The organism is Flavobacterium sp. 38, assembly GCF_057799715.1.
The window spans coordinates 25,726-49,959 of sequence record NZ_JBYNWZ010000003.1 but is presented as its reverse complement, the minus strand read 5'-3'; the positions used below and the strand labels follow the sequence as shown (position 1 = coordinate 49,959).

Genomic DNA, 24,234 nt, shown 5'->3' with positions numbered 1-24,234 from the left:
ATTGCGTAAATTAGCTTTCAAAACATTTTAAAATGGAAAAAAACGAAACATCCAAAAGTGCTATTTCTGGGCTTTCTTTAAGCGAAAATGAGAAAATTTACGGACGAGCAATACATGATCCTATTTTGGGATTAATAAAAAAAGAATACCCTGATTTTAGCCCAGAAGATTGCATTTCTATAAACGAGCTGAATGTGTATCGCCAAAAATACATTTCCAATTATCTTTCTACTGAAATAGGAGCGCTTTCTGCCATGGAGAAAAACGTTATTTCTTCATTAAAAGAAGATAAATCGATAGTAAGTATTGTTGAGGATGAGGAAGAAACTCGAAGCTTAGGTCAAAAAGTAGCTGATAAAGTGGCCGATTTTGGAGGAAGCTGGACTTTTATTATTTCTTTTGTCATTTTTATTTCGATTTGGATTGTCTCGAATGTTTATATTTTTCTAAACAAAGGTTTTGACCCGTATCCGTTTATTCTCTTAAACTTGATTCTGTCTTGCGTTGCCGCGTTGCAGGCGCCCGTTATTATGATGAGCCAAAACCGTCAGGAAGAAAAAGACCGCAATCGAGCTAAAAAAGATTATATGATCAATCTAAAATCGGAATTGGAGATTAGATTAATTCATGATAAAATCGATCATTTAATTATGCATCAGCAACAGGAATTGATCGAAATCCAGAAAGTTCAAATCGAGATGATGAATGATATTCTGGATCAGATTAAGAAATAAAAGGTTTTGAAATTCCAATTTTTGAAATTCCAAATTCCAATCCCGAAGCCATTCCAAAATTTTCTGTTTGTCAGGCTGAGCGAAGTCGAAGCCCGCAAAGTATTTACATAAGGTAAAGACACGAAGTGAAGCTTCTTAGTTTGGTCATTTTGACAAAAAATGAATATGAAAGATTGGAATTTGGAATTTAAAAAATTGGAATTTGTTTTTCTTAATCAAAAATAAAAGTGTTTGAAATAATAACCGCCAATCATGAAAATGAAATTTACGACTGCTATTCTCCAAATTAGTTTTTTGTAATTTCTGGATTTATCTAAGAAATGAAATGCTATAAAAACGAAGAGTAAAAGACAAGTAAAAATTGCAGGATACATTTTAAAAGCGGCTGAAAATTCGCCTTGAAAAAGTAAGAATAAAGACCGCTGGAATCCGCATCCTAAACAGTCAAAACCGAAGATGGTTTTGAACAGGCAGGGAATCATATATTTCTCTAAACTCATGGCAGATCTTTTTGCAATTTTACTAAAAAAATATGACAAAGCTTTGAGGCACTATAGAAGTAGTAGTTTAAAGTTTTATATTTTTGAAATCTTAAAATAGGGAAGAGATGAAGACTTTTAAAATTATAATAATGATTCTTGCGATTTCGGTTGCGTTATACGAACAGGTTTCGGAAGAAAAAAACATCTATATCATGATTGGTGCAATTGTGGTTTTTATGTTTGGAATGATGCAGCTGAGTGCAAAAACACCAAGTAAACATAACGATAAAGAAGAGTAGGATGCTGACAAAAGGAGATAAGGTTTCGGTACTCGACGAAGCCATAAACGGAACCGTTGTTTCAGTTAAAAATAATGAAGTTTTAATTGAAACAGAGGATGGATTCATGATGACATTTTTAGTCAATGAGTTGATTAAATTGCAAGAAACCAATGATTTAATGAATTCTATTAAAAGAATTGATTTAGATGAAGCTTCAAAAGATAAAATCGAGCCAAAACCGAGAAGTTTTGTAAAAGAAAAGAAAGAAAAACGCGATGTTGGTGTTCCAGAATTTGATTTGCATATCGAAAAATTGGTTCCTAATAAACGCGGAATGTCCAACTACGATATTTTGACACTGCAGACCGAAACAGCAAAAAGACATATCGAATTTGCGATAAGAAACCGCATTCCGAAAATCGTTTTTATTCATGGTGTTGGTGAAGGAATTTTAAAAGCGGAACTTGACTTTTTATTGGGCCGTTATGACGGAATTGATTTTCAAGATGCCAATTATCAAAAATATGGTCTTGGAGCGACCGAAGTTTATATAAGGCAAAACAATAAATAAAGAGGTATTTCTTAACTGCACAAGCTTCATTTTAGAGCATAAAAAAACGTCTGTTTTTTGTCTTGATTTCGTTGTAAAATCATTTCAAAAAACAGACGTTTTTTTTGTAAGAATTATTTCTGCCGATTTCTTATGGAAAAGATGCTTTTAGTTGGTTACAGTTCGAGTAATTTTTCCAAGAAGGAAACTAGTTCCAAGTTGAAAATTGCTCTTTCCTTTTTCTAAAATTACATTTCTAAGTACGATTGTGTGCGTGTATGTTTGTGCGGTAAGAGTCGTTGTCACTTCAATAATTCCGCTTTCATTTGGTTTGCCAAGCTGACCTGTCCAAGTCTCTTCAATTGCAGGAGCACTTGGCTGTGGTGTAGCACAAATAAAGGCTGGAGTAATAGTGCCTGTTTCATCTTTGGCAACTTTATAAAAAACTTTGTTTTGTGTAGCGGTTATTAAACTTGTACGTGGTTGGTTACTAGGGGTAACTTCATTGACAAGTAATGCTGGGTCAATATCATCAATAGATAAATAGAAATCAACATTATAATTGTAAACCCTTTTTATATCGGTACACTCATGAGCAGCGTTGTTCGGATCCGTTAAGAAATTTAAATTGGCTTGATCAATCTTAACAGTGTATTTTCCAAATTCAAACTTTGCCTCTGTTTGGTTTCCCGATGGTTTTGCAAATGTTATATTTTTAAAAATAATACTGTGCTCATAACCATCTATTCTCGTGCTTCCTTCTATTGGGCCAGGCACTGGAAGTTGACTCGTTACAATTTCAATTAAACCATCGATTCCATTCCATTCTTCTGTTACTCTTGGAGTAGTTGGCGGAATTGCACCGCAAATATTAGTTGTTGCAACGGTTCCGTCATAGGCTCTATAAACTACACGATAGGAGCCACTCCCTTTTGAGTCAATTGTATAAATGTTTGTTCCAGGCTCATTTTTAATTGCTCCTTCTGGCATTTGAAGCAATAATGCTTCTTGAGATTTTAATTTATAAATCAAAGTATTTGTTGTAGGATCGCAGGCTTGAGAATTTTCAACATCTGCAAAATCTATTTGGTCTACAGTTAAATCTCCATCATCGCATCCATTCAAGAAAAGAGCAAACAATAGGAGGGCAGCATATTTTTTCATCGTAAAAATTATTTGGGTCAAAAATAGTGAAAAAATTGCCAAATGATATTTAAGATTTGACAATTGATATTTCTTAACTTTGCAGCAATGAAAAAAGTATATCTAGATAATGCCTCAACGACTGCCATGCGTTCCGAAGTAATTCAGGAAATGACAAAAATAATGCTTGAGGATTACGGAAATCCATCGTCTACGCATAGTTTTGGACGAAATGGTAAGACAATATTAGAACTTTCAAGAAAGAGTATTGCAAAGCACTTAAATTGCACGGCTCAAGAAATTATTTTCACTTCTGGCGGAACAGAAGCCGATAACTGGATTCTGCGCTCTGCTGTTGAAGATTTAAAAGTAGAAAGAATTATTACTTCCAAAATTGAACATCATGCTGTTTTGCATACCGTTTGGGCGCTTCAGGAAGAATATAATATTCAAGTTGATTATGTTAAGGTAAATGCAGACGGAAGTCTAGATTTAACACATTTGTCTAATTTATTGGTTGACGAAAAAAAGACTTTGGTAAGCTTAATGCATGTAAATAACGAAACAGGAGCTATTTTAGATTTAGATCGTGTGGGAATGATTTGCAAGCAATACAACGCTTTATTTCATTCAGACACCGTTCAGTCTATCGGAAAAACGGAAATTGACCTGCAAAAAACTCCTGTTGATTTTATTTTAGCGAGCGCTCATAAATTTCATGGACCAAAAGGCATCGGATTTGCTTTTATTCGAAAAAATTCTGGTTTGCAGCCATTACTTTTTGGAGGCGAACAAGAAAAAGGTCTTCGTGCTGGAACCGAAGCCGTGCATCAGATTGCCGGAATGGCAAAGGCTTTGTCTATTTCGTATGAAAAACTAGAGGAAGAAAGAGCGTATATTTCAGAATTAAAAAACTATTTGATTGAACAATTAGAAATTCATTTTCCAGATTTTAGAATTAACGGAAAAAAAGAAGATTTCTATAATATCATCAATATCATATTGCCTTTTTCATCAGACAAAACATCGATGTTGCTTTTTAGTTTGGATATGAAAGGAATTGCGGTTTCTAGAGGAAGCGCGTGTCAGTCTGGAAGTATAAAACCTTCTCATGTTTTAAACGAAATGCTTTCGGAGACGGATTTAAAATTACCAAATCTCCGAATTTCATTTAGTCATTACAACACCAAAGAAGATATCGATTGGCTGATTGAGAGTTTGAGTTCTGTTTAAGATACTAAGCTACTAAGGTTCTAAGTTGCTAAGTTTCTAAGATCTTATTAAATATCAGCTACGTTTGTGTCAGACTGAGCGGAGTCGAAGTCATTATTTTCTAATGACTTTTACCTGCGAGTCGTTGGTTAATTTAATTATCGTAGAAGATTTTCCGTTTATTTTATCTTGGTTTAGTTTTACCACATAATCAACTCCATTGATGATTTCTGGACTAATATCTTTGAAAGCAATGGGTGTAGGCTGTCCTGAAATATTGGCTGAAGTCGAAACCAAAGGCTTTTTCATTCTTTCCATCAATTTGTAGCAGAAAGGTTCTTTTACTAGACGAACTCCCAGAGATTTATCTGCTGCAATAATATTTGGAGCAACATTTCTAGCATCATCCAGAATTAAAGTAGTAGGTTTATCAGATAGCTCCCAGATTTGCCAAGCCACTTCAGGAATGTTTTTAAATACGTTGTACATCATCTTTTCGCCATTCATCAAAACAATCATGCTTTGTGTTTCGGCGCGCTGTTTCAATTTGTAGATTTTAGCAACAGCTTCGGCATTGGTGGCATCACAGCCAATTCCCCAAACCGTATCTGTCGGGTATAAAATTATACCTCCATTTTTAATTACTTCGTATGCGTTGATGATTTCCTGATTGATATTTTCCATTGAAAAAAAACTTTAATTTTTGCAAAGATACTAATAAACTCTAGAAACAAACAAAGACAGGGATTCCTGTCTTTGTTGTTTAGTGTGAAAAAAGTAGATTTTTAAAGGTTCAGATTTTTGAAAATTACATTTTCAATCCAACCGTCTACTGTATATTTTTTATAAATTGATTCTGGAATTTTCTCATATTCATTTTCGAAAAAAGAAGCAGGAATCACAGGATTATTTCCGTCGATTATTAGAATATTATTTGGATTGTAAAAATCGTAGTTTTTAATATCGTAGTTTGTTGTGATAATCTTTTTTTCTAAACCTAAACTTTCAAGTATTCTAAAAGTTAAGCCAATCTGGCCATCTCTATGAATATCTAGTAATACTTTTGAACGATCTGCATATTTATTAACTTCAGTCAGAGGTACATGTTTGTCAATATAACTAATGCCGTCGCTTCCTATTTTGGGCTTGTTTTTTTTATCGTAAACTATAAACTTGAAGTTTATGTCTTTAAATTTTAATTCGTTAGCTATTCGAATTAAAGTCGAAAGCCTTTTGTCTATGGTGCAAATATTAAAAACGCCATATTCTGCGGTAATTTCTTTATTAGAATCCGCCTCTTTTGTATAAATCCAGTTAGGGGCAAAATTCATATTAAAGTTTGCACAATCTTCTTTTTCAAACGAAAAAGTCTCATCAAAACTTGGTATAACTCGTTTGATTTTCGGACAACGGTAAATATTGTCATTAAAGAAACCGATTGATTTTTTAGTAAACTTTTTAAATTGTAAAATGCTGTCTGGATCGATAAAATCACCTTTTATAGTTAGAATAACATCTTGAATCTGATCGTTTTTCTCTAATTCTTTTAGAATCTCTTTTCCGTGATGTAGCGTTTTTAGATTCTTTTTAAAAAATGCTTTAAGAATGAAATTATAAACCCTGTGAAATACAGAAGGATATTTGTACTTAAAGTCTCTAAAATTAATGTGACGTACGTTATGTCCTTGTTTTTCTAGTGCCAACGAAATGCATTCGTTCATGCTTAAATTGTCTAGGCTTATTAGGGTGATGTTCATTATTTATTTCTAGTGTGTGATTTGGGTTGAAAAGTTGGTGATTTGCTTTTTGTAAATTTACTTTAAAATCTCATTATAGAGTTTTAAGTACTCTGCTGCAGCTGTTTTCCAATTAAAACTTGCTGCTCTTTGTTTAAAAAGCAATTCATTTTCAGTTTTATTATTTTCAAAGCTATTTAGTCCATCAAATAATACTGTTTTCATATATTCAGGATCAAAATTTGACCAGTATTTTGCCGCACTTCCTCCAATTTCAGGTAACGAAGTTTTGTCAGACAAAAATGTTGGTTTTCCAAAACTCATTGCTTCAATAGGCGGCAAACCGAATCCTTCTCTAATTGAAGGAAACAGAAAAGCGGTACAGTTTTTCATGAAAAACTGTTTGCCTTCATCAGATACTTTTCCAGTTAGAAATACTTGATTGGTTAGGCCGTTGTCGCTTATTAGCTGTTTTATTTTTTCGCCATATTTTTTATCGTTATTGCCCGAAATAATCAAATTGTAATCTTTTATTAATTTCATCATGTTAATAATAGATTCAAAGTTTTTTCTTTCGATAAAATCACCAATTGTATAAAAGAAAGGCTTGTCTGTATGAACGTTTGCCGCGTATGAAGATGTATCTAGAAATTCAGTAATTGGATTTCCGTTATGGATTACATATTCAGGAATGTTCGGAACATTAAAATATTGATGCGTTTGTTTTTTTGCAAACTCAGATATATAGGTAACAGCAGTTGCTTTGTTTAATTTTTCTAAAAAAAGCTTGTTTCGTTTATGATTAAGATCAGAAGATATTTCCTCAGCAAAATTTACATCGTGAATTGTTAGTAAATATTTGGTTTTTGTATAAGGTTCAACTTTTATATTTTGATTTACAGAATGCCATAAGTCGTATTTTTTACGAATTCTAAAGAATTTCATTCTTGATAAATTACTGTATTTGTTGTAATTGAATTTGTTTCCAAATTCACTTTCAAGAAGTTTTGTATCTGTAGCGTTTAATGTTAGTTTTAAGTTTTCAAATTCTAACTCAGATAATCCTTTGATTAACTCGTAATTGAAAGTTCCTAAACCAGTAGCTCTATTATTTATATTGTGAGTCTCTAAAAAAACAGTCTTTTCTTGCGGCATCCTTTATTTTTTTTACGAAAATACAATATTAATTTGAAGTGTTAGATTGTATATGTATTTTTGTAGTTAATAAAAATATACTGATGAATTTTAAAGTAAATCCAATTTTCAAGAATAATACAGACGCTATACTCGACAGTATTAAAGGTTTTAATTATAATGGAATTCTTTTTGGAAATGGCGATAGAAATAAGATAAAATTGTTTGAGCTTGAAGGAAAGACAATTAATATAAAGTCTTTTAAGATTCCTAATATTGTAAACAAAATTGCCTATAAATATTTTAGAAAATCAAAAGCCAGACGCTCTTTTGATTATGCAACTATTTTGTTAGAAAAAGGAATTGGAACTCCAGAACCGATAGCTTTTCTTGAAAACTTTAATTTTCTTGGTTTAAAAGACAGTTATTATGTAAGTGAACATTTAGTAACAGAACTTACATATAGAGAACTTGTCGAAATTCCCGATTATCCAGATCACGATCAAATCTTGAGACAGTTTTCTAAATTTTGTTTTGATCTTCATCAAAAAGGAGTAGAGTTTTTAGATCATTCTCCAGGAAATACTTTGATAAAGAAAGTAGAAGAAAATAAATATGCGTTCTTTTTGGTTGATTTAAATAGAATGAACTTTCATGATCAGATGAGTTTTGAGCAGAGAATGAATAATTTCAGCCGATTAACTCCTAAAAAAGAAATGGTTGCTGTAATGAGCAATGAATATGCTAAATTCTATAAAGAAAAAAGCGAAGCTGAAATTTTTGAGAAAATGTGGAAAGCTACAGAGGATTTTCAAGAAAGTTTTGCCAAAAAGAAAAGATTGAAAAAGAAGCTTAAATTCTGGAAATCTCAATCTTAAGCTCTTATTTTTTTTAGTTCTTGAAAACGGACGCTAACACTTAAAGCGTTTAAATAACAGATGATTAATCCATATTTTCCGTCAAGAAAACCTAAACGGATAATATATTGATGTAAAAATTGATAAGCAGGACGAATATAAAAATGGAAAAAGTTTGGGTTGGTATTTTTACCCAACTCTTCTTGAGCTTTTAGTTTCCCATACAGTATCATTTTTTGCTTGTAATCTTCAAAAGTAGAGTAGGAGAAATGAATTAATTTGTTTTTTAATTTTCCTGCTTCGCCATTTATAATCAGTTTTTCATGAACGATTTTCGTTTCATTATAAAAAGCATTTTCTTTTTTAAATAGACGAATAATTTTATCAGTTTGCCAACCGCTGAATCGCAATCTCTTGTTTTTAAACATAAAAGTTCGATTCATAAAATAAGCAGCAATGTTATTCTTTTGATTAATGGCAAGTTTTATTTCTTTTTTTAAATCAGCAGTTAGTCTTTCATCGGCATCTATAAAAAGAATCCAAGGATTTGAAGCCAGACTTAGGGCAAAATTTCGTTGAGTAGCAAAATTTTGAAAAGCATGCTGAACAGCTTTTACATTTTTGAAAGAAGAAGCAATTTCAAAAGTCTTATCAGAACTAAAGGAATCTACAACAATAATTTCATCAGCAAATGAAATGTTTTCCAAAACAGAGCCAATGTTTTGTTCTTCATTATGCGTAATAATTAGTGCCGTCAGATACTGCTTTTCTGAAAGAATCATGTTGGTTAATTAAAGCCGTTCTGTTCTAAAAATAATTTAATCTTATCTTCGAAAAATTCAGGTAAAAACTTTTCATATAGAGGTAAAGCTTCTTTTTTAAGCATTTTTTCTGTTTTATTTTCAAATAGCGCAGGTCGATAATCTTTTAAATGGACAGAAAGATGATGAATTCCATCTTCAAAAGTTGCCCAGATTTTCTTTTCAATCCAAGGCGAAAATATAATAAAAGAAGGTTTGTCTAATGCTTTTGCCATATTTATGGCGCCGCCATCATTTCCAATAATAGCATCGCATTGATTTACTAGGCTTATAAACGATCTTAAATCACCTCCTAATAAATCAAAATAAATTTTGCTTTGCGTAGAAGATTTACAAGCGTTAAAAACGGTTTTGGCTTCTTCTGATTGTTTTGGAAAATAATTAAAAAGAATATTTACATCAGCATTGTCGGCAATATAATCCACTACTTTAGCCATAAACTCCAAAGGATAAGTTTTAAGTTTTTCGCTTCCTAAAAGACTAATCATAATTGTTTTTCTGTCTTTTTGAACCTTATGTTTTTCAAAAAGAGCAATTGCGTCTAGATTTTCTTTTTCAGAGACAAATAATTTCGGAATAGGATTAATTTCTGTCTTTAGATTAAGAGGTCCCAACAAAGAAAGCCTTCTTTCTATTGCCAAACCTAAATTAGTTTTAGGAAAGGGTTCAAAAGGAACATTGTCTGTATATAAAAAAGTTCTTCCAGGTTTTTGGTACGAAATTTTTCTTTTAGCACAGCTTAGCAAAACGATTATCCAGCTTTCTAATTTTGAATAAGCGTCAATTAATAAATCGTATTTTTCGTTTCGGATCTTTAATCCCAATTTTAAAAGCTCTTTTTTGCTTTTTCGGTGTTTTTCTTCAAACAAAATGATATTGTCAATACTTGAATTTCCTTCTAAAACTGGAGTTGTCGAAGCGTAAACCATATAGTCAATTTGCGCATCTGGATATTCGGTTCTAAGGTTGTTGCAAATAATGCTGCTGACTAAAACGTCTCCAATCATTTTTTGCTGGATTACAAGTATCTTCATGAAAAATAATGTTATGCTAAAATAGGACTACAAATTGAAGCAAAAAAAATCCAAATTCCAATATAAATAATCAATTGGAATTTGGATTTTTAATTTTGGATCTTTTTAAAATCTATACTGCAACATCGTATTCACGAAGCGCATTGTTTAAAGAAGTTTTTAAATCTGTAGATGGTTTACGAGTTCCAATGATTAAAGCGCAAGGAACTTGGTATTCTCCAGCTGCGAATTTTTTAGTGTAACTTCCTGGAATAACAACAGAACGAGCAGGTACATAACCTTTCATTTCAACTGGCTCATCGCCTGTAACATCAATAATTTTTGTAGAAGCTGTCAAACATACGTTAGCTCCAAGAACTGCTTCTTTTCCAACGTGAACACCTTCAACAACAATACAACGAGAACCGATAAAAGCACCATCTTCGATAATAACTGGTGCAGCTTGCAATGGCTCAAGAACACCACCAATACCAACACCACCGCTTAAGTGTACGTTTTTACCAATTTGAGCACAGCTTCCTACAGTTGCCCAAGTGTCAACCATTGTTCCTTCGTCAACATAAGCACCAATATTTACATAACTTGGCATTAAGATTACACCGCTAGAAATATAAGCACCGTAACGAGCAACAGCATTTGGCACCACACGGATTCCTTTTTCAGCATAATTTCTTTTTAGCAACATTTTATCGTGGTATTCAAAAATACCAGATTCCCATGTTTCCATTTTTTGAATTGGGAAATACATTACAACCGCTTTCTTAACCCATTCGTTTACCTGCCATTTGTCTCCAACTGGTTCAGCAGTACGCAGTTTTCCTGCGTCTACCAATTCGATAACTTCTCTAATGGCGTCAGTAGTTGTAGTTTCTTGCAATAAAGCTCTGTTTTCCCAAGCTTGTTCAATTATAGTCTGTAAAGAATTCATACGTTTAATTTTTTGGCAAAGATAACGTATTTGTAGAAATGCGGAAAAGCAAAACGGATTGAAAATGTTACAGATTTAACTTTTTGTTTCTTATTTGTAAAACAATTCAAATGCTTTAAATAGCGATTTAGAAAACGACCACTAAAAGTTTTTTTTATGTCAAAATATGACAAAAGTCAGGCTTTGTGTTTTTTCTTCGGTTTAATTTCGCAGTGTTGATCAACATTCCATTCCATAAATAAATCATATAAGCAGTAAAATATGAATCAAGAAAATCACCTTCAAAACAGAGTAATTATAGACAAAGAAGTAAGCTGGGATAAAACTCAGGTTATTATGAGTAAAACTAATGCTTACGGTATTATAGAATATGCCAACGAAGTGTTTGTAGATGTTTGTGGTTACGAAGATTATGAGTTAATGGGGCAGCCCCATAATATTATACGTCACCCAGATATGCCAAAAGTAATTTTTAAAGTGCTTTGGGAGAATCTTAAAAACGGGAAAAACTTTCACGCTATTGTAAAAAATCTTGCAAAGTCTGGAAGATACTATTGGGTAATTACAGATTTTGAAATCGCCCGTGACGAAAACGACGTTATTGTAAATTATTTCGGAAGAAGACAAGCTGTTCCGCAAGAAGTAATTGCGATGCACATTGAGCCTTTGTACAAGAAATTATTGCAGATTGAAGCAGCAAGCGGAGTTGAATTTAGCGAAAAGTACTTAATTGGATTCTTAGAAGAGAGAAAGAGAACGTATGTTGAATATATTAAAGAGCTGATTTTAGAACACGAAAAATCACAATCTAAGTTTGCTACTTACACAGAAGAAGAGGATGCAGGAGAAGAAGAACATAGAGGTTTTTTCGGCCGACTGTTCGGAAGATAAATTGAGTTATTTTTTAGGTTTGAATATTTGGATAAAGTCCGTCTTGAATTTTTCAAGGCGGATTTTTTATAAAGTTCAAATTGATTTTTTGATTGAAGTAAACTATTGAATAATATTTTGAAGTAAATTTGCTAAAAAATAAAAATGCCAAGAATCCTTTCAATAGATTACGGACAAAAACGTACAGGAATTGCAGTGACAGACGAAATGCAAATTATTGCTTCGGGTTTAACAACTATTCCAACTCATACTTTAATTGACTTTTTAAAAGATTATTTTGCTAAAGAAAAAGTCGAAGCGGTTTTGATTGGCGAACCAAAACAAATGAACGGCCAACCATCTGAAAGCGCTTCTGTAATTAATGGCTTTGCGACTCATTTTTCGAATATTTTTCCAGACATAAAAGTTATTCGTGTTGACGAGCGTTTTACTTCAAAAATGGCATTTCAAACTATGATCGACAGCGGTTTAAGTAAAAAACAGCGTCAGAACAAAAGTTTGATAGACGAAATTTCTGCTACAATTCTGCTTCAAGATTATCTTTCCGCAAAAAAATAACGCTGTTGGTCGTATTTTTTATTTATAATTTAATGGTTTTTAGAAAATCCTAACTTTTATCATGTAAAAATTAGTTTTTTTTTGCAATTAAAAAAGTACCTTTGCACTTTAAATAAAAATACTGTTATGCCTGACGAAACCATACGTTCAAATAGTGATGTAGTACTCATTGGCGCTGGAATAATGAGTGCCACTCTCGGAGTAATTTTGAAAGAATTACAACCAGATATAAAAATTGAAATTTACGAAAGATTAGATGTTGCAGCAGCTGAAAGTTCTGATGCTTGGAACAATGCAGGAACCGGACACTCTGCTTTTTGTGAATTGAATTATACTCCAGAAAAGGCAGACGGTAGCATAGATCCTAAAAAAGCAATAAGCATTGCCGAATCATTTGAGATTTCTCGTCAGTTTTGGTCTTACTTAGTGCAGCAAAATAAAGTGCCGTCTCCGGATAATTTTATTAAAAGCGTGCCTCATATGAGTTTTGTGTGGGGAGATAAAAACGTAAATTATTTAAAAAAGAGATTTGAAGCGTTGCAAAGCAACCCGATTTTCTCTGATATGACTTTCAGCACCGATTTTGAGCAGCTTCAAAAATGGATGCCATTGGTAATGGAAGGAAGAAATGCTGATGAAAAATTAGCTGCAACACATATGGAAATTGGTACCGATGTTAATTTTGGTGCTTTAACAAGAAGTATGTTCAATTACTTAGAAAAATTAGACGGTGTTTCTTTGTTTTTTAATCATGAAGTTAAAAAACTAAGACAGCGTGAGGATAAATCTTGGAGAATTAAAATCAAAGATCTATCAACAGGAAAAACTCGTAAAGCGTATACGAAATTTGTATTTATTGGTGCAGGAGGAGGTTCTCTTCCTTTATTAGAAAAAGCAAATGTACCAGAAGGTAATGGATACGGAGGTTTCCCAGTAAGTGGACAGTGGTTGAAATGTACAAATCCAGAAGTAATTGCTAAACATCAGGCAAAAGTTTACGGAAAAGCAAGTGTTGGTGCTCCACCAATGTCTGTTCCGCATATTGATACCCGTGTAATCGATGGCGAGAAAGCACTTCTTTTTGGTCCATTTGCAGGATTCTCAACTCGTTTCTTAAAAAATGGTTCTTACTTAGATTTGCCTTTGTCTATTAAACCTAACAATTTAATTCCGATGCTGGCTGCTGGATATCATAATATTCCATTAACGAAATATTTGATCGAGCAAGTTCGTCAGTCTCCAAAAGACAGAATGAAAGCTTTACGCGAATATCTTCCGACAGCGCGTTCAAAAGACTGGAAATTAGAAAAAGCAGGTCAGCGTGTTCAGGTTATTAAGAAAGATGAAAAAGAAGGTGGAGTTTTAGAGTTCGGTACAGAAGTAATCAATACTCATGACGGAACTTTAGCCGTTTTATTAGGTGCTTCTCCAGGTGCATCTACTGCCGTAGCAATTATGGTTGACTTGATCAGCAGATGTTTTACCAACCAAATTAAAACACCAGAATGGCAAGCAAAATTAAAAATGATGATTCCTTCGTACGGTCAGACTTTAAATGACAAGCCAGAACTTTTACAAGAGCTTAGAAAACAAACAGCAGAAGTTTTAAAATTAAAATAAGCTTCTCTTTATTTAAATAAAAAAAACAAATCCAGATGAATTAATCTGGATTTGTTGCTTTTAGGTCGGTTGTGTTTTTTAGGATTTTTTCTGCCAGATTGCTCATCCAAATCAATTGTTCAATTACCATTTGAGCTTCCTGCATTTTCGCTTGACGCGTTTCTTTATCAAGATCATCATCTTCTGCTAAACGTGTAAAATGTTTTCGTTTAAGTTCTTCAAATTGTAAAGTCACATCTTCTTTTTCAAAAAAAGTATCTTGTATAATAACTTCATTTCTTAAAATAGAAATAGAATGATCCAGATTGGCAAGAATGGTCTTGATGATATAATTGAAAGAATCTGATGCAGAAGTAGTCTGATGCGACTGAATATAAGTAGATAGCGATGCTAAAGCAGATAATAGCGAGTGATTTAAAACAACCAATTTGTTAACCAAAGGCATTGTTTTTTGTTTCGATTTTGGTTCTTGCATCATACGCTGAAAAGAGGTCATCAGATTTCCTATTTCAACAAAAGCATTTTTTCTTGCAAGGCGGTAAGAAGTTGGAACCTCTCCTTTTTTATTATAAAAATCAGCAATTTCTTTTAGATAATTTCTATTAGCGCGAATCGAATTTTCTATATGTATAGGTGTATTGATGAATTCCCAAGCAGGCCATAAGAACTGATTGGCAATAAAGGCTAAAACGGCTCCAGCAAGAGAATCTAATATTCTGTATTGAATTACCTCATTAATATCTGGTGTTAAAATTCCGTAAATAAACACCACGTACATGGTAACAAATGTTGCGCTTATTTTATAGTTAATTTGGGTAAATGAAATTCCTAGAAGCATACAGATAATAGAGAAGATACTCAGCGCAACGTGATTCTGAATAACAGAAACGATTCCGAAGGCTAAAATTCCTCCCAAAACAGTTCCGAACATTCTGTTATAAGATCGCTCTTTAGTTAAGCCATAACCAGGTCGCATGATTACGACAATTGTCAGCAAAATCCAATATACGTTTTGAAACGGCAATACCTGTCCGAGAAAAAAACCAATCAGAATTGTAATGGTTAATCGTATTGAATGCCTGAAAATAGAAGAAGAATAACTCAGATTCTCAATTAAAGTACGAATTGGATAATATTGCGGCGTAAGGAATTTTTCAAGCTCTTTGTCCTTATCTTTTAGTTTGTAAGACTGCATTGCCAAGGAAAGCGCACGTTGGATGGTTTTGATTTTTCCAACTTGATTTTTGGCATATTTCAGCATATTGGTTAGCATCAGAACACCTTCTGCCGCTTCTTCCTTTCCTAATGTTTTTTCGTAATCAAAAATGGCAAATTCAAGAGCATCCAATTCATTTTTCAAATCCTGTTTGTCCACGTAAACGCTAATATGGCTTACATTTTTTGAAAGTTTTTTTAAAGTTGAAGCCAGTTTATACGCAACATTCTGGTAGGTTCTTAAAACATCGGGATGTCCGGCAAATTTTTCATGAATTTTGCTATGGTCAAAAGACGTATAAAGCGCAAGTTCTTGAATTTCGACCAATGTAATAAAAACCAAAAGCATTTTTCGGTTCTGGCTCGTAATTCCAGACGAATTCTGATTCCCAATCAGCATTTTTCTTAAATCTTCATGAATCAGATTTAATTCAACCTGTAAGGCCAGCTGTTTTTCGATAATGGCTCTTCTGTTGGCTTCAGGACTCCATAAATCACCTCTTAATTTAAGGTATTTCGCAGTAAGTTTAATTCCTTCAGCAATTTGTAATTCTACATATTTATAAGGTTGTACAAAATGAAAAACAAGAGATACTATAAGGTATAAAATTCCTCCAATAAAAATAAAACCCGAATATTGAAAAGCTTCCCAACCTTCGTGCAAATGCCCAAAAGATAGAGATATTGATAATAATGCAGAGAAGGAGATTAAAGTTGCTCTTTGTCCGTAAACCGAAATCATAGAACATAAAAACAGCAGAAAACCTAAGAAAATATAAAACAGAAAGGGAAATGGATAAACGAGATTTACTAAAAGATTAACACCGGAAACAATAAAAGAAGCGGCAATTAAACCTTTTATTTTATGGCCCAGAGAACTCGGAATATCGCTGGGATAAGTATAAAAAGCACCAAGCGCAATGGTAAAACCAATTTCAAAATGACCTAGAAAATTTAAAACCAAAACAGGAACAACAGAAGCAATAGTTACTTTAGAGGCATTGAGAAATGAAGTGCTGTTTGTAAATTTTGAAATTTTGTCAATCATAAAGAGAGGTTTACTAACAAAGATAAGAATTGTAAGAGTGATTTTGGCATAATTATAGCTGAGATTTTTAGTAGCTTGTAAAAAATATGATATAATACCGTATAAGAATTATTCATTGACTATTTTTTACTATTTTTGCCAGCTGAAATATCAGAACTTTAATTCTGTTTTTGCAGCACATAAAAACATAAATAAAAACAAATGATTTTACCAATTGTAGGATACGGTGATCCTGTTTTAAGAAAAGTAGGGCAAGATATTACACCAGAATATCCAAACCTAAAAGAAACGATCGCAAATATGTACGAGACGATGTACAATGCGTATGGAGTTGGACTTGCAGCACCGCAGGTTGGACTGCCAATTCGTTTGTTTGTTATAGATACAACGCCTTTTAGTGATGATGAGGATCTTCCTTCAGAGGAACAAAAAGATTTGAAAGGTTTTAAAAAGACTTTTATCAATGCTAAAATCGTAAAAGAAGAAGGAGAAGAGTGGGGATTTAATGAAGGATGTTTGAGTATTCCTGATGTGCGTGAAGACGTTTACAGAAAGCCAACTGTTACAATCGAATATTGTGAAGAAGATTTCGTAATGAAAACGGAAGTATTTGACGGATTAATCGCAAGGGTTATCCAGCACGAATATGACCATATTGAAGGAATCTTGTTTACAGATAAAATCTCATCTCTAAAAAAGCGTTTAATCCAAAAGAAATTGAAAAATATTACTGAGGGAAAAACGTTTCAGGAATATAGAATGAAATTTTTCGCAGCTAAAAAAGCAAGATAAGTTTTCTAAATAGTTAGAAACAAAAAAATAAATCAAATTCTTAATACTAATTTTAATAAAAATGAATTTAACGAAAATTTTAGCCATTTCAGGAAAACCAGGTTTATACGAATTAAAAGTACAAACTCGTACAGGTTTTGTGGCGGAATCATTAATTGATGGGAAGAAGATTACTGTAAATCTAAAAAGCAATGTAAGTTTATTGTCTGAAATTTCGATTTATACTTATGAAGGTGAAAAACCGTTAACTGAAGTAATGCAGCAGATTGCCGTTAAAGAAAATAAAGGACAAGCTATCTCTCACAAAGAAGATAATGCTACTTTGTCTGCTTATTTCAAACAAATTCTTCCAGATTATGATGAAGAAAGAGTTTATCCATCAGATATCAAAAAAGTATTAAACTGGTACAACACGCTTCAAGCAAAAGGTTTGGTTACAGATTTAGCTCCTGCAGCTGAAGAACCAAAAGAAGACGCGCCAGCTGCTGCTGAAAAACCGAAAAAAGCGCCAGCAGCAAAAAAAGCTCCGGCAAAAAAAGCGGCAACTAAAAAAGAAGAATAATATTTTACATATTCAAAATTTAAAATCCTGTTGAGATGGTTTCTTGACAGGATTTTTTACTTTTACAGAATCGAGTTAAATCAAAAGAAACTTCAAAATGAGCAGAGAAAACCAGTTAAAAGCATTTGAAAGATTATTAAATATAATGGACGAACTTCGTGAGCAATGCCCGTGGGATAAAAAACAGACCCTGCAGACGTTGAGGCATCTAACAATCGAAGAAACCTACGAATTGGGTGATGCTATTTTGGATAATGATTTAAATGAAGTTAAAAAAGAACTGGGAGATTTACTGCTTCATATTGTTTTTTACGCTAAAATAGGAAGTGAAACCAATGATTTTGACATTGCTGATGTGTGCAATGAAATCTGCGAAAAGCTGATTCACCGTCATCCTCATATTTATGGAGATGTAAAAGTCGAAAATGAAGAAGAAGTCAAACAAAATTGGGAAAAACTAAAACTGAAAGAAGGGAAAAAATCAGTTTTAGAAGGCGTTCCAAGAAGTCTTCCAGCTTTGGTTAAAGCAAGCAGAATTCAAGACAAAGTAAAAGGTGTGGGCTTTGACTGGGAAGAACCTCATCAAGTTTGGGACAAAGTGCAAGAAGAATTACAAGAATTACAAGACGAAGTAAAAACAGGAAATCAAGATAAAATTGAAGACGAGTTTGGAGACGTGCTGTTCTCTATGATTAATTATGCAAGATTTTTAAATGTAAATCCAGAAGATGCTTTAGAAAGAACCAATAAAAAGTTTATTAAACGCTTTCAGTATTTAGAAAGTAAAGCAAATGAATTAGGAAAACCATTAATGGATATGACACTAACAGAAATGGATGTTTTCTGGAACGAAGCCAAAAAACTCTAGTTGTCGGCTAATTTCTTTAAAGCACGAACGTCTTTAAGCATAATTTTTTTACCGACTAATTCGATTAATCCCAATTTATTAAAATCAGATAACAGACGAATACAGCTTTCTGTAGCAGTACCAATAATGCCGGCAAGTTCTTCTCTTGTCAATTGTACTTTAAGCGTTTTATCCGTGTCTTCGCCAAATTCATCATGCAGGTGCAGTAGCGTTTCGGCAAGTCTTTGTTTTACAGTTTTTTGAACTAAAGCTATTTTTTCGTTTTCAGATTCTTTCAGATCTTCGCATACAGACTGCATCAGATTCAAAGAAAACTGATTGTTGTTGTTGAAGAAATTAATGATTTCTGTTTTAGGAATAAAACAAACCTCCATGTCGGCAATCGCTTTTGCAGTTAAGTTTGCCGGTTCGTTGCTAATCATAGAACGCTGTCCTAGAAGTTCACCAGATTTTACCAATTTTACAATTTGATCTTTTCCGTTTGCACTCAGTTTAGAAAGCTTACCAACACCATCTTTTATGCAGAAAACTCCATTAGTCACTTCGCCTTCTTCAAAAATGGCTTCACCCTTTTTAATTTTGTAAGAGGTTTTACTGCTGGCCAATTTAATAACTTCGTCTTTATTAAGTGCTTTTAAAGAACTTAGCTGGCGTACTATGCATTGATCACATTTGTTCATGACAATAGTTGTTTGCTGCAAAAATAAGCATATTTAAGGTTTTTAGCCATTATTATATCGTAAAATTATTATAAATTAGAATTGGCTTAAATTTCAGCTTTTTATTTTTAGTAAATTAGAATTCAATTTCAAAATTACATGACAATTATCATCTTAATAATTGTGCTTTAATTGGAAATTTGCGGCATATAAAAACAAGTTTATGAGGGAGCAAAGTTGTTTTCATTGTGGTTTATCTATTGAACAAAATGAAGAAATTGATTTTGACGATAAGAAGTTTTGTTGCACAGGATGTAAAACGGTTTACGAAATTTTCAGCAGCAACGATCTTACTTCTTATTATGATTTTGAAAAGTCTCCGGGAGCCACACCGCAAGACATTAAAGGAAAATATGACTTTTTAGAAAACGAAGCCATACTTTCAAAAATTTTAGAATTTCAGGAAGGAAATACTTCAATTGTTTCGCTGAATATTCCACACATCCATTGCAGTTCTTGTATCTGGATATTAGAAAACTTAAATCGACTTCAGCCCGGAATCAGTACTTCTCAAGTTAATTTCCACGATAAAAGAGTTAGAATTACCTTTAATTCGGATGTAGTTTCTTTAAAAGAAATCGCTTATCTCTTAAGTTCAATAGGCTATGAACCTTATATTAGTTTAGAAAATTACGGAACCGAAAAAGCAAAAATAGATAGAAGTCTAACCTATAAATTAGGTGTTGCATTTTTTTGTTTCGGAAATATTATGTTGCTTTCATTTCCAGAGTATTTTGAAATGAAAGAATTTTGGCTCGATAGCTACAAACCGTTTTTCAGGTTACTCATTTTTCTTTTAGCATTACCAAGTTTCTTATACTCAGCGAGTGGCTATTATATTTCTGCTTATCACAGCATTAGGACCAGAATGCTTAATATCGATGTTCCGATTGCTTTAGGAATAATTGTGATGTTTATCCGAAGCACTTATGATATGGTTATGGATCATGGTCCAGGGTTTTTTGACAGTTTGGCCAGTTTAGTGTTTTTTATGCTACTTGGTAAAATGTTTCAGATTAAAACCTATAGTTTTTTAAGTTTCGAAAGAGATTTTAAATCTTATTTCCCAATCGCCGTTACCAAAATAAATAAAGACGCTTCAGAAGAAAACGTTGCCATTTATGATGTTTTAAAAGGAGACCGATTGTTAATCAGAAATCAGGAACTGATACCTGTTGATGGAATTTTAATTAGCGAAAGCGCAGAAATAGATTATAGTTTTGTAACAGGAGAAGCAGTGCCGATTACCAAAAAATCTGGAGATAAAGTATTTGCAGGAGGAAAGCAGATTGGCAAAGTAATCGAAATGGAAGTTTTGCATTCGGTTTCGCAGAGTTATTTAACGCAGTTATGGAGTAACGAAATTTTTCAGAAAAAAGTAGATCAGAAACACAAAACCATAACAGACGCGATAAGCCGATATTTTACTCCGATTTTATTACTAATTGCATTTGCTGGTTTCGGTTATTGGATTTTTATTGATGCTAATACCGCTTTTAATGTTTTTACAGCGGTATTAATTGTGGCTTGTCCGTGTGCTTTGGCGCTTACTGCACCGTTTACTTTTGGAAACATATTGCGAATTTTGGGTAAAAAGAAATTTTATTTAAAAAACGCCATCGTAATAGAACAGCTTGCCAAAGTCGATACTATTGTTTTTGATAAAACAGGAACAATCACGACTAATAAAAAATCCAATATAATGTACGAAGGAATTCCTATTTCAGATAAAGATATTACATGGATTAAAAATGTATTGCGAGGATCAAACCATCCTTTAAGCCGAATGCTTTATGATTTTCTTCCAGAAGCTAAACGTATTGCTGTAGATAATTTTCAAGAAATTACTGGAAAAGGGATTTTAGCAACTGCTGAAGGCAAAGAAATTAAAATTGGTTCTGGACAGTTTGTCAATGATATAGTTCTAGATGGTTCGGAAATTGAAAAAACAGCGTTGCATATTAAAATAGGAGAAGTTTACTTCGGTAAATATACTTTTCAAAATCAATATAGAGAAGGTTTAGAAAAGCTTTTTGAAAATCTGAGTAAAGATTATAATATCAAAGTGCTTTCTGGTGATAATGATGGAGAAAGATCAAATCTAGAAGCGATTTTGCCAAAAGGAACCGAATTGATATTCAATCAAAAACCAGAGCAAAAATTGGAATACATCAAAAAACTTCAAGAAAAAGGCCAGAACGTAATGATGGTAGGTGATGGACTGAATGATGCGGGTGCTTTAGCGCAAAGTAATGTTGGTATTTCTATATCAGAAAATGTAAATGTCTTTTCGCCTGCCTGTGATGCAATTTTAGATGCTTCAGAGTTTTCACGCCTTAATTACTTTTTAAAACTTTCTCATAAAGCTATTTCGATTATAAAAATGAGCTTTGGATTGTCATTGCTGTACAACGTCGTTGGGCTTGCATTTGCAGTTACGGGAAATCTGCTTCCATTAGTCGCAGCTATCATCATGCCATTGAGTACAATTACAATTGTGAGCTTTGTTACTGTTATGTCTAACTATTTCAGCAACAGAAATTTATAATGAATTTAAATTGTATCATAAGATATTTTTTATAAATTTAACATATCTTTTTGTTTATGATAATTATCATATTTTATGCGCCCTTAACGAAGTAATTTTGTTAATATAAATCTAAGGTATGAGTGTTATTTATCTATTAATTTCAGTAAGTATTTTTGTGGCAATCTGTTTCTTTATTGCCTTTATCGCAGCTGTCAAATCTGGACAGTATGATGATGATTATACGCCTTCAGTCAGAATTCTTTTCGATGACGAAACCAAAATTAATTCCCAAAATAATAATTCACCAATCGAAGAAAAACAAGTATAATTATGGAAATGGAACAGTTTTATTACGACAACAAAATTGTAAAAAAATTCATTTACGCCACAATACTCTTTGGGGTTGTGGGTATGTTAGTGGGACTTACCTTAGCGGTAATGTACCTTTTTCCCAACATGACAGATGGGATTTCGTGGCTTAGTTATGGCCGTTTAAGACCTTTACACACCAATGCAGTTATTTTTGCCTTTGTGGGTAATGCCTTTTTTGCCGGCATGTACTACTCGCTGCAAAGATTGCTAAAAGCCAGAATGTTTAGTGATTTTCTTAGTAATCTTCATTTCTGGGGATGGCAGTTAATTATCGTAGCCGCCGCAATTACACTTCCGTTAGGTTATACTTCTTCTAAAGAATATGCAGAGCTAGAGTGGCCAATTGACATTGCAATCGCTTTAATTTGGGTTGTAATGGGAATTAATATGATTGGTACAATGTTGCGTCGTAGAGAACGTCACTTATATGTTGCAATCTGGTTTTATTTGGCAACATTTGTAACGGTAGCAGTACTGCATATCTTTAATAATATTGAAATTCCAGTTTCGGCTTTAAAAAGTTATTCTGTCTATGCGGGAGTTCAAGATGCACTTGTGCAATGGTGGTACGGGCATAATGCGGTGGCATTCTTCCTTACAACTCCTTTCTTGGGATTGATGTATTATTTCGTTCCAAAAATTGCAAACAGACCTGTATACTCTTATAGATTATCTATTATTCACTTTTGGTCTTTAATCTTTATTTATATCTGGGCAGGGCCACACCACTTATTATATTCTGCTCTACCAAACTGGGCACAGAACTTAGGAGTTGCATTCTCAGTTATGCTAATTGCTCCATCTTGGGGAGGTATGATCAATGGTCTTCTTACTTTAAGAGGTGCTTGGGATAAAGTTCGTGAAGAACCAGTTTTAAAATTCTTTGTAGTAGCTATTACAGGTTATGGTATGGCAACTTTTGAAGGTCCAATGTTGTCTTTAAAAAATGTAAATGCCATTGCGCACTATACGGACTGGATCGTAGCTCACGTACACGTAGGAGCTTTAGCTTGGAATGGTTTTATGTCATTTGGTATTATTTATTGGTTGATTCCAAGAATGACAAAATCGGAGCTATTCTCTAAAAAATTAGCAAACTTCCATTTCTGGATTGGTACTTTAGGTATTATTGTATATACAATCCCATTATATGTGGCTGGTTTCCAACAAGCTTCTATGTGGAAACAATTTAATCCAGATGGTACCTTAACTTATGGAAACTTCCTTGAAACGGTAACAGCTATTATGCCAATGTATTGGATGAGAGCTATTGGAGGTAGTTTATACCTAATAGGTATGCTAACATTAGTTTACAACATAATTAAGACTGTAAAAGCAGGGCAGACTATCGAAGATGAATTGGCTCAGGCTCCAGCTTTACAAACAATAAAAAGCAGTAGATTAAGTGGAGAGAAATTCCACTCATGGTTAGAAAGAAAACCAATTCAATTAACCATTTTAGCTACAATCGCAATTTTAATTGGAGGTATTATTCAGATTGTGCCAACAATTATGGTAAAATCAAATATTCCAACTATTTCAAGCGTAAAACCATATACACCGCTAGAACTTGAAGGACGTGATTTATATATTAGAGAAGGTTGCGTTGGATGTCACTCTCAGTCAGTTCGTCCATTTAGAAGTGAAGTGGAACGTTATGGAGTTCAGTCAAAAGCAGGAGAGTTTGTTTATGATCATCCATTCTTATGGGGATCAAAACGTACAGGTCCAGATTTATTAAGAGTAGGTGGTAAATATAATGACAACTGGCACTTTAACCACATGTGGAATCCGCAAAGTACATCTGCAGGATCGATTATGCCAGGTTATAAATGGTTATTTGACAACAAGCCAATGGATACTTCTTTGACACAGAAGAAAATGCAGGCAATGATTTCATTAGGTGTGCCATATTCTCCTGAAGATGTTGCAAATGCACAGAAAACTTTAAGAGAGCAGGCAGTTAAAATTGAAAAAAACTTAGAAAGCGATCCTGATTTTGTGAAGAGTTATGAAGACAGTCGTAAAAAAGCTACAGCAAAAGGCGAGAAATTCATTCCGATGAACGAAAGAGAAATCGTAGCGCTGATTGCTTATATTCAAAGACTTGGTACTGATATTAAAGTAAAAGAAACTTCAAAATAACA

24 protein-coding genes are annotated in these 24,234 nt (G+C 33.1%); 14 read left to right on the top strand and 10 right to left on the bottom strand.

The genetic code is table 11. The features are described 5' to 3' along the window. Window positions 1-32 precede the first annotated feature (32 nt). On the top strand, window positions 33-734 hold the full coding sequence (locus AC3E9W_RS08950; protein ID WP_488768106.1) for a DUF1003 domain-containing protein: 702 nt from the start codon (window positions 33-35) through the stop codon (window positions 732-734). A 215-nt stretch (window positions 735-949) separates the two neighbouring features. Here AC3E9W_RS08950 and AC3E9W_RS08945 read toward each other — a convergent pair whose 3' ends face one another. After that, entirely contained in the window at window positions 950-1,216 is a 267-nt protein-coding gene (locus AC3E9W_RS08945; protein ID WP_488768413.1) for a DUF2752 domain-containing protein, read from the bottom strand. A 125-nt stretch (window positions 1,217-1,341) separates the two neighbouring features. On the opposite strand from AC3E9W_RS08945, the gene AC3E9W_RS08940 reads away from it, so the two are divergent. Together AC3E9W_RS08940 and AC3E9W_RS08935 are read left to right on the top strand one after the other, a co-directional pair. After that, a complete protein-coding gene (locus AC3E9W_RS08940) occupies window positions 1,342-1,515 on the top strand; it encodes a hypothetical protein (protein WP_488768105.1) in 174 nt (57 codons plus the stop codon). 1 nt (window position 1,516) lies between these two features. Then, entirely contained in the window at window positions 1,517-2,068 is a 552-nt protein-coding gene (locus tag AC3E9W_RS08935) for a DUF8465 domain-containing protein (protein ID WP_488768104.1), read from the top strand. A gap of 147 nt (window positions 2,069-2,215) precedes the next feature. On the opposite strand, the gene AC3E9W_RS08930 is transcribed toward AC3E9W_RS08935, so the two are convergent. Then, window positions 2,216-3,211 (bottom strand): hypothetical protein, encoded by a 996-nt coding sequence (locus AC3E9W_RS08930; protein ID WP_488768103.1) that lies wholly within the window; start codon window positions 3,209-3,211, stop codon window positions 2,216-2,218. A gap of 87 nt (window positions 3,212-3,298) precedes the next feature. Between AC3E9W_RS08930 and AC3E9W_RS08925 the strand changes: the two genes are divergently transcribed. Next, window positions 3,299-4,423 carry a cysteine desulfurase family protein gene (locus AC3E9W_RS08925; RefSeq protein ID WP_488768102.1) on the top strand — a complete coding sequence of 375 codons (1,125 nt, stop codon included), beginning with the start codon at window positions 3,299-3,301 and terminating at the stop codon, window positions 4,421-4,423. A gap of 93 nt (window positions 4,424-4,516) precedes the next feature. Here the strand turns inward: AC3E9W_RS08925 and AC3E9W_RS08920 are convergent, their stop codons facing one another. From AC3E9W_RS08920 to AC3E9W_RS08910, 3 genes are all read right to left on the bottom strand, one after another. Further along, window positions 4,517-5,086 carry an L-threonylcarbamoyladenylate synthase gene (locus AC3E9W_RS08920; protein ID WP_488768101.1) on the bottom strand — a complete coding sequence of 190 codons (570 nt, stop codon included), beginning with the start codon at window positions 5,084-5,086 and terminating at the stop codon, window positions 4,517-4,519. A gap of 101 nt (window positions 5,087-5,187) precedes the next feature. After that, a complete protein-coding gene (locus AC3E9W_RS08915; protein ID WP_488768100.1) occupies window positions 5,188-6,159 on the bottom strand; it encodes a WaaS/CpsH family glycosyltransferase in 972 nt (323 codons plus the stop codon). A gap of 57 nt (window positions 6,160-6,216) precedes the next feature. Further along, window positions 6,217-7,293, bottom strand: a complete 1,077-nt coding sequence (locus AC3E9W_RS08910; RefSeq protein ID WP_488768099.1) for a glycosyltransferase family 4 protein — start codon at window positions 7,291-7,293, stop codon at window positions 6,217-6,219. Between the two features lie 83 nt (window positions 7,294-7,376). On the opposite strand from AC3E9W_RS08910, the gene AC3E9W_RS08905 reads away from it, so the two are divergent. Further along, window positions 7,377-8,150 carry a Kdo domain containing protein gene (locus AC3E9W_RS08905; protein WP_488768098.1) on the top strand — a complete coding sequence of 258 codons (774 nt, stop codon included), beginning with the start codon at window positions 7,377-7,379 and terminating at the stop codon, window positions 8,148-8,150. On the opposite strand, the gene AC3E9W_RS08900 is transcribed toward AC3E9W_RS08905, so the two are convergent. The 3 genes from AC3E9W_RS08900 to AC3E9W_RS08890 form a co-directional block, all read right to left on the bottom strand. Next, a complete protein-coding gene (locus AC3E9W_RS08900; protein WP_488768097.1) occupies window positions 8,147-8,911 on the bottom strand; it encodes a glycosyltransferase family 2 protein in 765 nt (254 codons plus the stop codon). The genes AC3E9W_RS08905 and AC3E9W_RS08900 overlap by 4 nt on opposite strands. A gap of 5 nt (window positions 8,912-8,916) precedes the next feature. Next, window positions 8,917-9,984: a glycosyltransferase family 9 protein gene (locus tag AC3E9W_RS08895; RefSeq protein WP_488768096.1), complete on the bottom strand. Its 1,068-nt coding sequence runs from the start codon at window positions 9,982-9,984 to the stop codon at window positions 8,917-8,919. Window positions 9,985-10,096: 112 nt separating this feature from the next. After that, the gene (locus tag AC3E9W_RS08890; protein WP_456897430.1) at window positions 10,097-10,912 is read right to left on the bottom strand and encodes a 2,3,4,5-tetrahydropyridine-2,6-dicarboxylate N-succinyltransferase; all 816 of its coding nucleotides are present in this window, start codon (window positions 10,910-10,912) and stop codon (window positions 10,097-10,099) included. Between the two features lie 261 nt (window positions 10,913-11,173). On the opposite strand from AC3E9W_RS08890, the gene AC3E9W_RS08885 reads away from it, so the two are divergent. From AC3E9W_RS08885 to AC3E9W_RS08875, 3 genes are all read left to right on the top strand, one after another. Further along, on the top strand, window positions 11,174-11,803 hold the full coding sequence (locus tag AC3E9W_RS08885; protein ID WP_306159817.1) for a PAS domain-containing protein: 630 nt from the start codon (window positions 11,174-11,176) through the stop codon (window positions 11,801-11,803). Window positions 11,804-11,947: 144 nt separating this feature from the next. After that, window positions 11,948-12,361, top strand: coding sequence for a Holliday junction resolvase RuvX (ruvX, locus tag AC3E9W_RS08880; protein WP_488768095.1), 414 nt, complete (start codon window positions 11,948-11,950; stop codon window positions 12,359-12,361). Between the two features lie 126 nt (window positions 12,362-12,487). Then, window positions 12,488-13,981: a malate:quinone oxidoreductase gene (locus tag AC3E9W_RS08875; protein WP_488768094.1), complete on the top strand. Its 1,494-nt coding sequence runs from the start codon at window positions 12,488-12,490 to the stop codon at window positions 13,979-13,981. Window positions 13,982-14,021: 40 nt separating this feature from the next. Here AC3E9W_RS08875 and AC3E9W_RS08870 read toward each other — a convergent pair whose 3' ends face one another. Next, the gene (locus AC3E9W_RS08870) at window positions 14,022-16,244 is read right to left on the bottom strand and encodes an FUSC family protein (protein WP_456897438.1); all 2,223 of its coding nucleotides are present in this window, start codon (window positions 16,242-16,244) and stop codon (window positions 14,022-14,024) included. 201 nt (window positions 16,245-16,445) lie between these two features. On the opposite strand from AC3E9W_RS08870, the gene def reads away from it, so the two are divergent. The 3 genes from def to mazG all read left to right on the top strand — a co-directional run bounded on the left by def (window position 16,446) and on the right by mazG (window position 18,466). After that, a complete protein-coding gene (def, locus tag AC3E9W_RS08865; RefSeq protein WP_125719525.1) occupies window positions 16,446-17,036 on the top strand; it encodes a peptide deformylase in 591 nt (196 codons plus the stop codon). A 61-nt stretch (window positions 17,037-17,097) separates the two neighbouring features. Next, the gene (locus tag AC3E9W_RS08860) at window positions 17,098-17,598 is read left to right on the top strand and encodes a DUF5606 family protein (RefSeq protein WP_488768093.1); all 501 of its coding nucleotides are present in this window, start codon (window positions 17,098-17,100) and stop codon (window positions 17,596-17,598) included. A gap of 97 nt (window positions 17,599-17,695) precedes the next feature. Continuing rightward, the gene (gene mazG / locus AC3E9W_RS08855) at window positions 17,696-18,466 is read left to right on the top strand and encodes a nucleoside triphosphate pyrophosphohydrolase (protein ID WP_125719529.1); all 771 of its coding nucleotides are present in this window, start codon (window positions 17,696-17,698) and stop codon (window positions 18,464-18,466) included. On the opposite strand, the gene AC3E9W_RS08850 is transcribed toward mazG, so the two are convergent. After that, window positions 18,463-19,146 (bottom strand): Crp/Fnr family transcriptional regulator, encoded by a 684-nt coding sequence (locus tag AC3E9W_RS08850; protein ID WP_456897441.1) that lies wholly within the window; start codon window positions 19,144-19,146, stop codon window positions 18,463-18,465. The two genes, mazG and AC3E9W_RS08850, sit on opposite strands and share 4 nt — an antisense overlap. A gap of 202 nt (window positions 19,147-19,348) precedes the next feature. Here AC3E9W_RS08850 and AC3E9W_RS08845 point away from each other — a divergent pair, with 202 nt between their 5' ends. From AC3E9W_RS08845 to ccoN, 3 genes are all read left to right on the top strand, one after another. Beyond that, a complete protein-coding gene (locus AC3E9W_RS08845) occupies window positions 19,349-21,733 on the top strand; it encodes a heavy metal translocating P-type ATPase (RefSeq protein ID WP_488768092.1) in 2,385 nt (794 codons plus the stop codon). Between the two features lie 118 nt (window positions 21,734-21,851). Continuing rightward, complete coding sequence (gene ccoS, locus AC3E9W_RS08840) at window positions 21,852-22,043, top strand: cbb3-type cytochrome oxidase assembly protein CcoS (protein WP_095930917.1); 192 nt, start codon at window positions 21,852-21,854, stop codon at window positions 22,041-22,043. A gap of 2 nt (window positions 22,044-22,045) precedes the next feature. Beyond that, window positions 22,046-24,232 (top strand): cytochrome-c oxidase, cbb3-type subunit I, encoded by a 2,187-nt coding sequence (gene ccoN, locus AC3E9W_RS08835; RefSeq protein ID WP_456897445.1) that lies wholly within the window; start codon window positions 22,046-22,048, stop codon window positions 24,230-24,232. Window positions 24,233-24,234: the final 2 nt, after the last annotated feature.

What these genes read in the sequence shown, in the direction of transcription:
- ruvX (WP_488768095.1), top strand. Translation starts at nt 11,948, where the DNA reads ATGCCAAGAATCCTTTCAATAGATTACGGACAAAAACGTACAGGAATT.
- AC3E9W_RS08850 (WP_456897441.1), bottom strand. Translation starts at nt 19,146, where the DNA reads ATGAACAAATGTGATCAATGCATAGTACGCCAGCTAAGTTCTTTAAAA.
- ccoN (WP_456897445.1), top strand. Translation starts at nt 22,046, where the DNA reads ATGGAAATGGAACAGTTTTATTACGACAACAAAATTGTAAAAAAATTC.
- AC3E9W_RS08860 (WP_488768093.1), top strand. Translation starts at nt 17,098, where the DNA reads ATGAATTTAACGAAAATTTTAGCCATTTCAGGAAAACCAGGTTTATAC.
- AC3E9W_RS08920 (WP_488768101.1), bottom strand. Translation starts at nt 5,086, where the DNA reads ATGGAAAATATCAATCAGGAAATCATCAACGCATACGAAGTAATTAAA.
- AC3E9W_RS08900 (WP_488768097.1), bottom strand. Translation starts at nt 8,911, where the DNA reads ATGATTCTTTCAGAAAAGCAGTATCTGACGGCACTAATTATTACGCAT.
- AC3E9W_RS08910 (WP_488768099.1), bottom strand. Translation starts at nt 7,293, where the DNA reads ATGCCGCAAGAAAAGACTGTTTTTTTAGAGACTCACAATATAAATAAT.
- AC3E9W_RS08870 (WP_456897438.1), bottom strand. Translation starts at nt 16,244, where the DNA reads ATGATTGACAAAATTTCAAAATTTACAAACAGCACTTCATTTCTCAAT.
- AC3E9W_RS08940 (WP_488768105.1), top strand. Translation starts at nt 1,342, where the DNA reads ATGAAGACTTTTAAAATTATAATAATGATTCTTGCGATTTCGGTTGCG.
- AC3E9W_RS08915 (WP_488768100.1), bottom strand. Translation starts at nt 6,159, where the DNA reads ATGAACATCACCCTAATAAGCCTAGACAATTTAAGCATGAACGAATGC.
- AC3E9W_RS08895 (WP_488768096.1), bottom strand. Translation starts at nt 9,984, where the DNA reads ATGAAGATACTTGTAATCCAGCAAAAAATGATTGGAGACGTTTTAGTC.
- def (WP_125719525.1), top strand. Translation starts at nt 16,446, where the DNA reads ATGATTTTACCAATTGTAGGATACGGTGATCCTGTTTTAAGAAAAGTA.
- AC3E9W_RS08890 (WP_456897430.1), bottom strand. Translation starts at nt 10,912, where the DNA reads ATGAATTCTTTACAGACTATAATTGAACAAGCTTGGGAAAACAGAGCT.
- AC3E9W_RS08845 (WP_488768092.1), top strand. Translation starts at nt 19,349, where the DNA reads ATGAGGGAGCAAAGTTGTTTTCATTGTGGTTTATCTATTGAACAAAAT.
- AC3E9W_RS08945 (WP_488768413.1), bottom strand. Translation starts at nt 1,216, where the DNA reads ATGATTCCCTGCCTGTTCAAAACCATCTTCGGTTTTGACTGTTTAGGA.
- AC3E9W_RS08875 (WP_488768094.1), top strand. Translation starts at nt 12,488, where the DNA reads ATGCCTGACGAAACCATACGTTCAAATAGTGATGTAGTACTCATTGGC.
- ccoS (WP_095930917.1), top strand. Translation starts at nt 21,852, where the DNA reads ATGAGTGTTATTTATCTATTAATTTCAGTAAGTATTTTTGTGGCAATC.
- AC3E9W_RS08885 (WP_306159817.1), top strand. Translation starts at nt 11,174, where the DNA reads ATGAATCAAGAAAATCACCTTCAAAACAGAGTAATTATAGACAAAGAA.
- AC3E9W_RS08925 (WP_488768102.1), top strand. Translation starts at nt 3,299, where the DNA reads ATGAAAAAAGTATATCTAGATAATGCCTCAACGACTGCCATGCGTTCC.
- AC3E9W_RS08950 (WP_488768106.1), top strand. Translation starts at nt 33, where the DNA reads ATGGAAAAAAACGAAACATCCAAAAGTGCTATTTCTGGGCTTTCTTTA.
- mazG (WP_125719529.1), top strand. Translation starts at nt 17,696, where the DNA reads ATGAGCAGAGAAAACCAGTTAAAAGCATTTGAAAGATTATTAAATATA.
- AC3E9W_RS08935 (WP_488768104.1), top strand. Translation starts at nt 1,517, where the DNA reads ATGCTGACAAAAGGAGATAAGGTTTCGGTACTCGACGAAGCCATAAAC.
- AC3E9W_RS08905 (WP_488768098.1), top strand. Translation starts at nt 7,377, where the DNA reads ATGAATTTTAAAGTAAATCCAATTTTCAAGAATAATACAGACGCTATA.
- AC3E9W_RS08930 (WP_488768103.1), bottom strand. Translation starts at nt 3,211, where the DNA reads ATGAAAAAATATGCTGCCCTCCTATTGTTTGCTCTTTTCTTGAATGGA.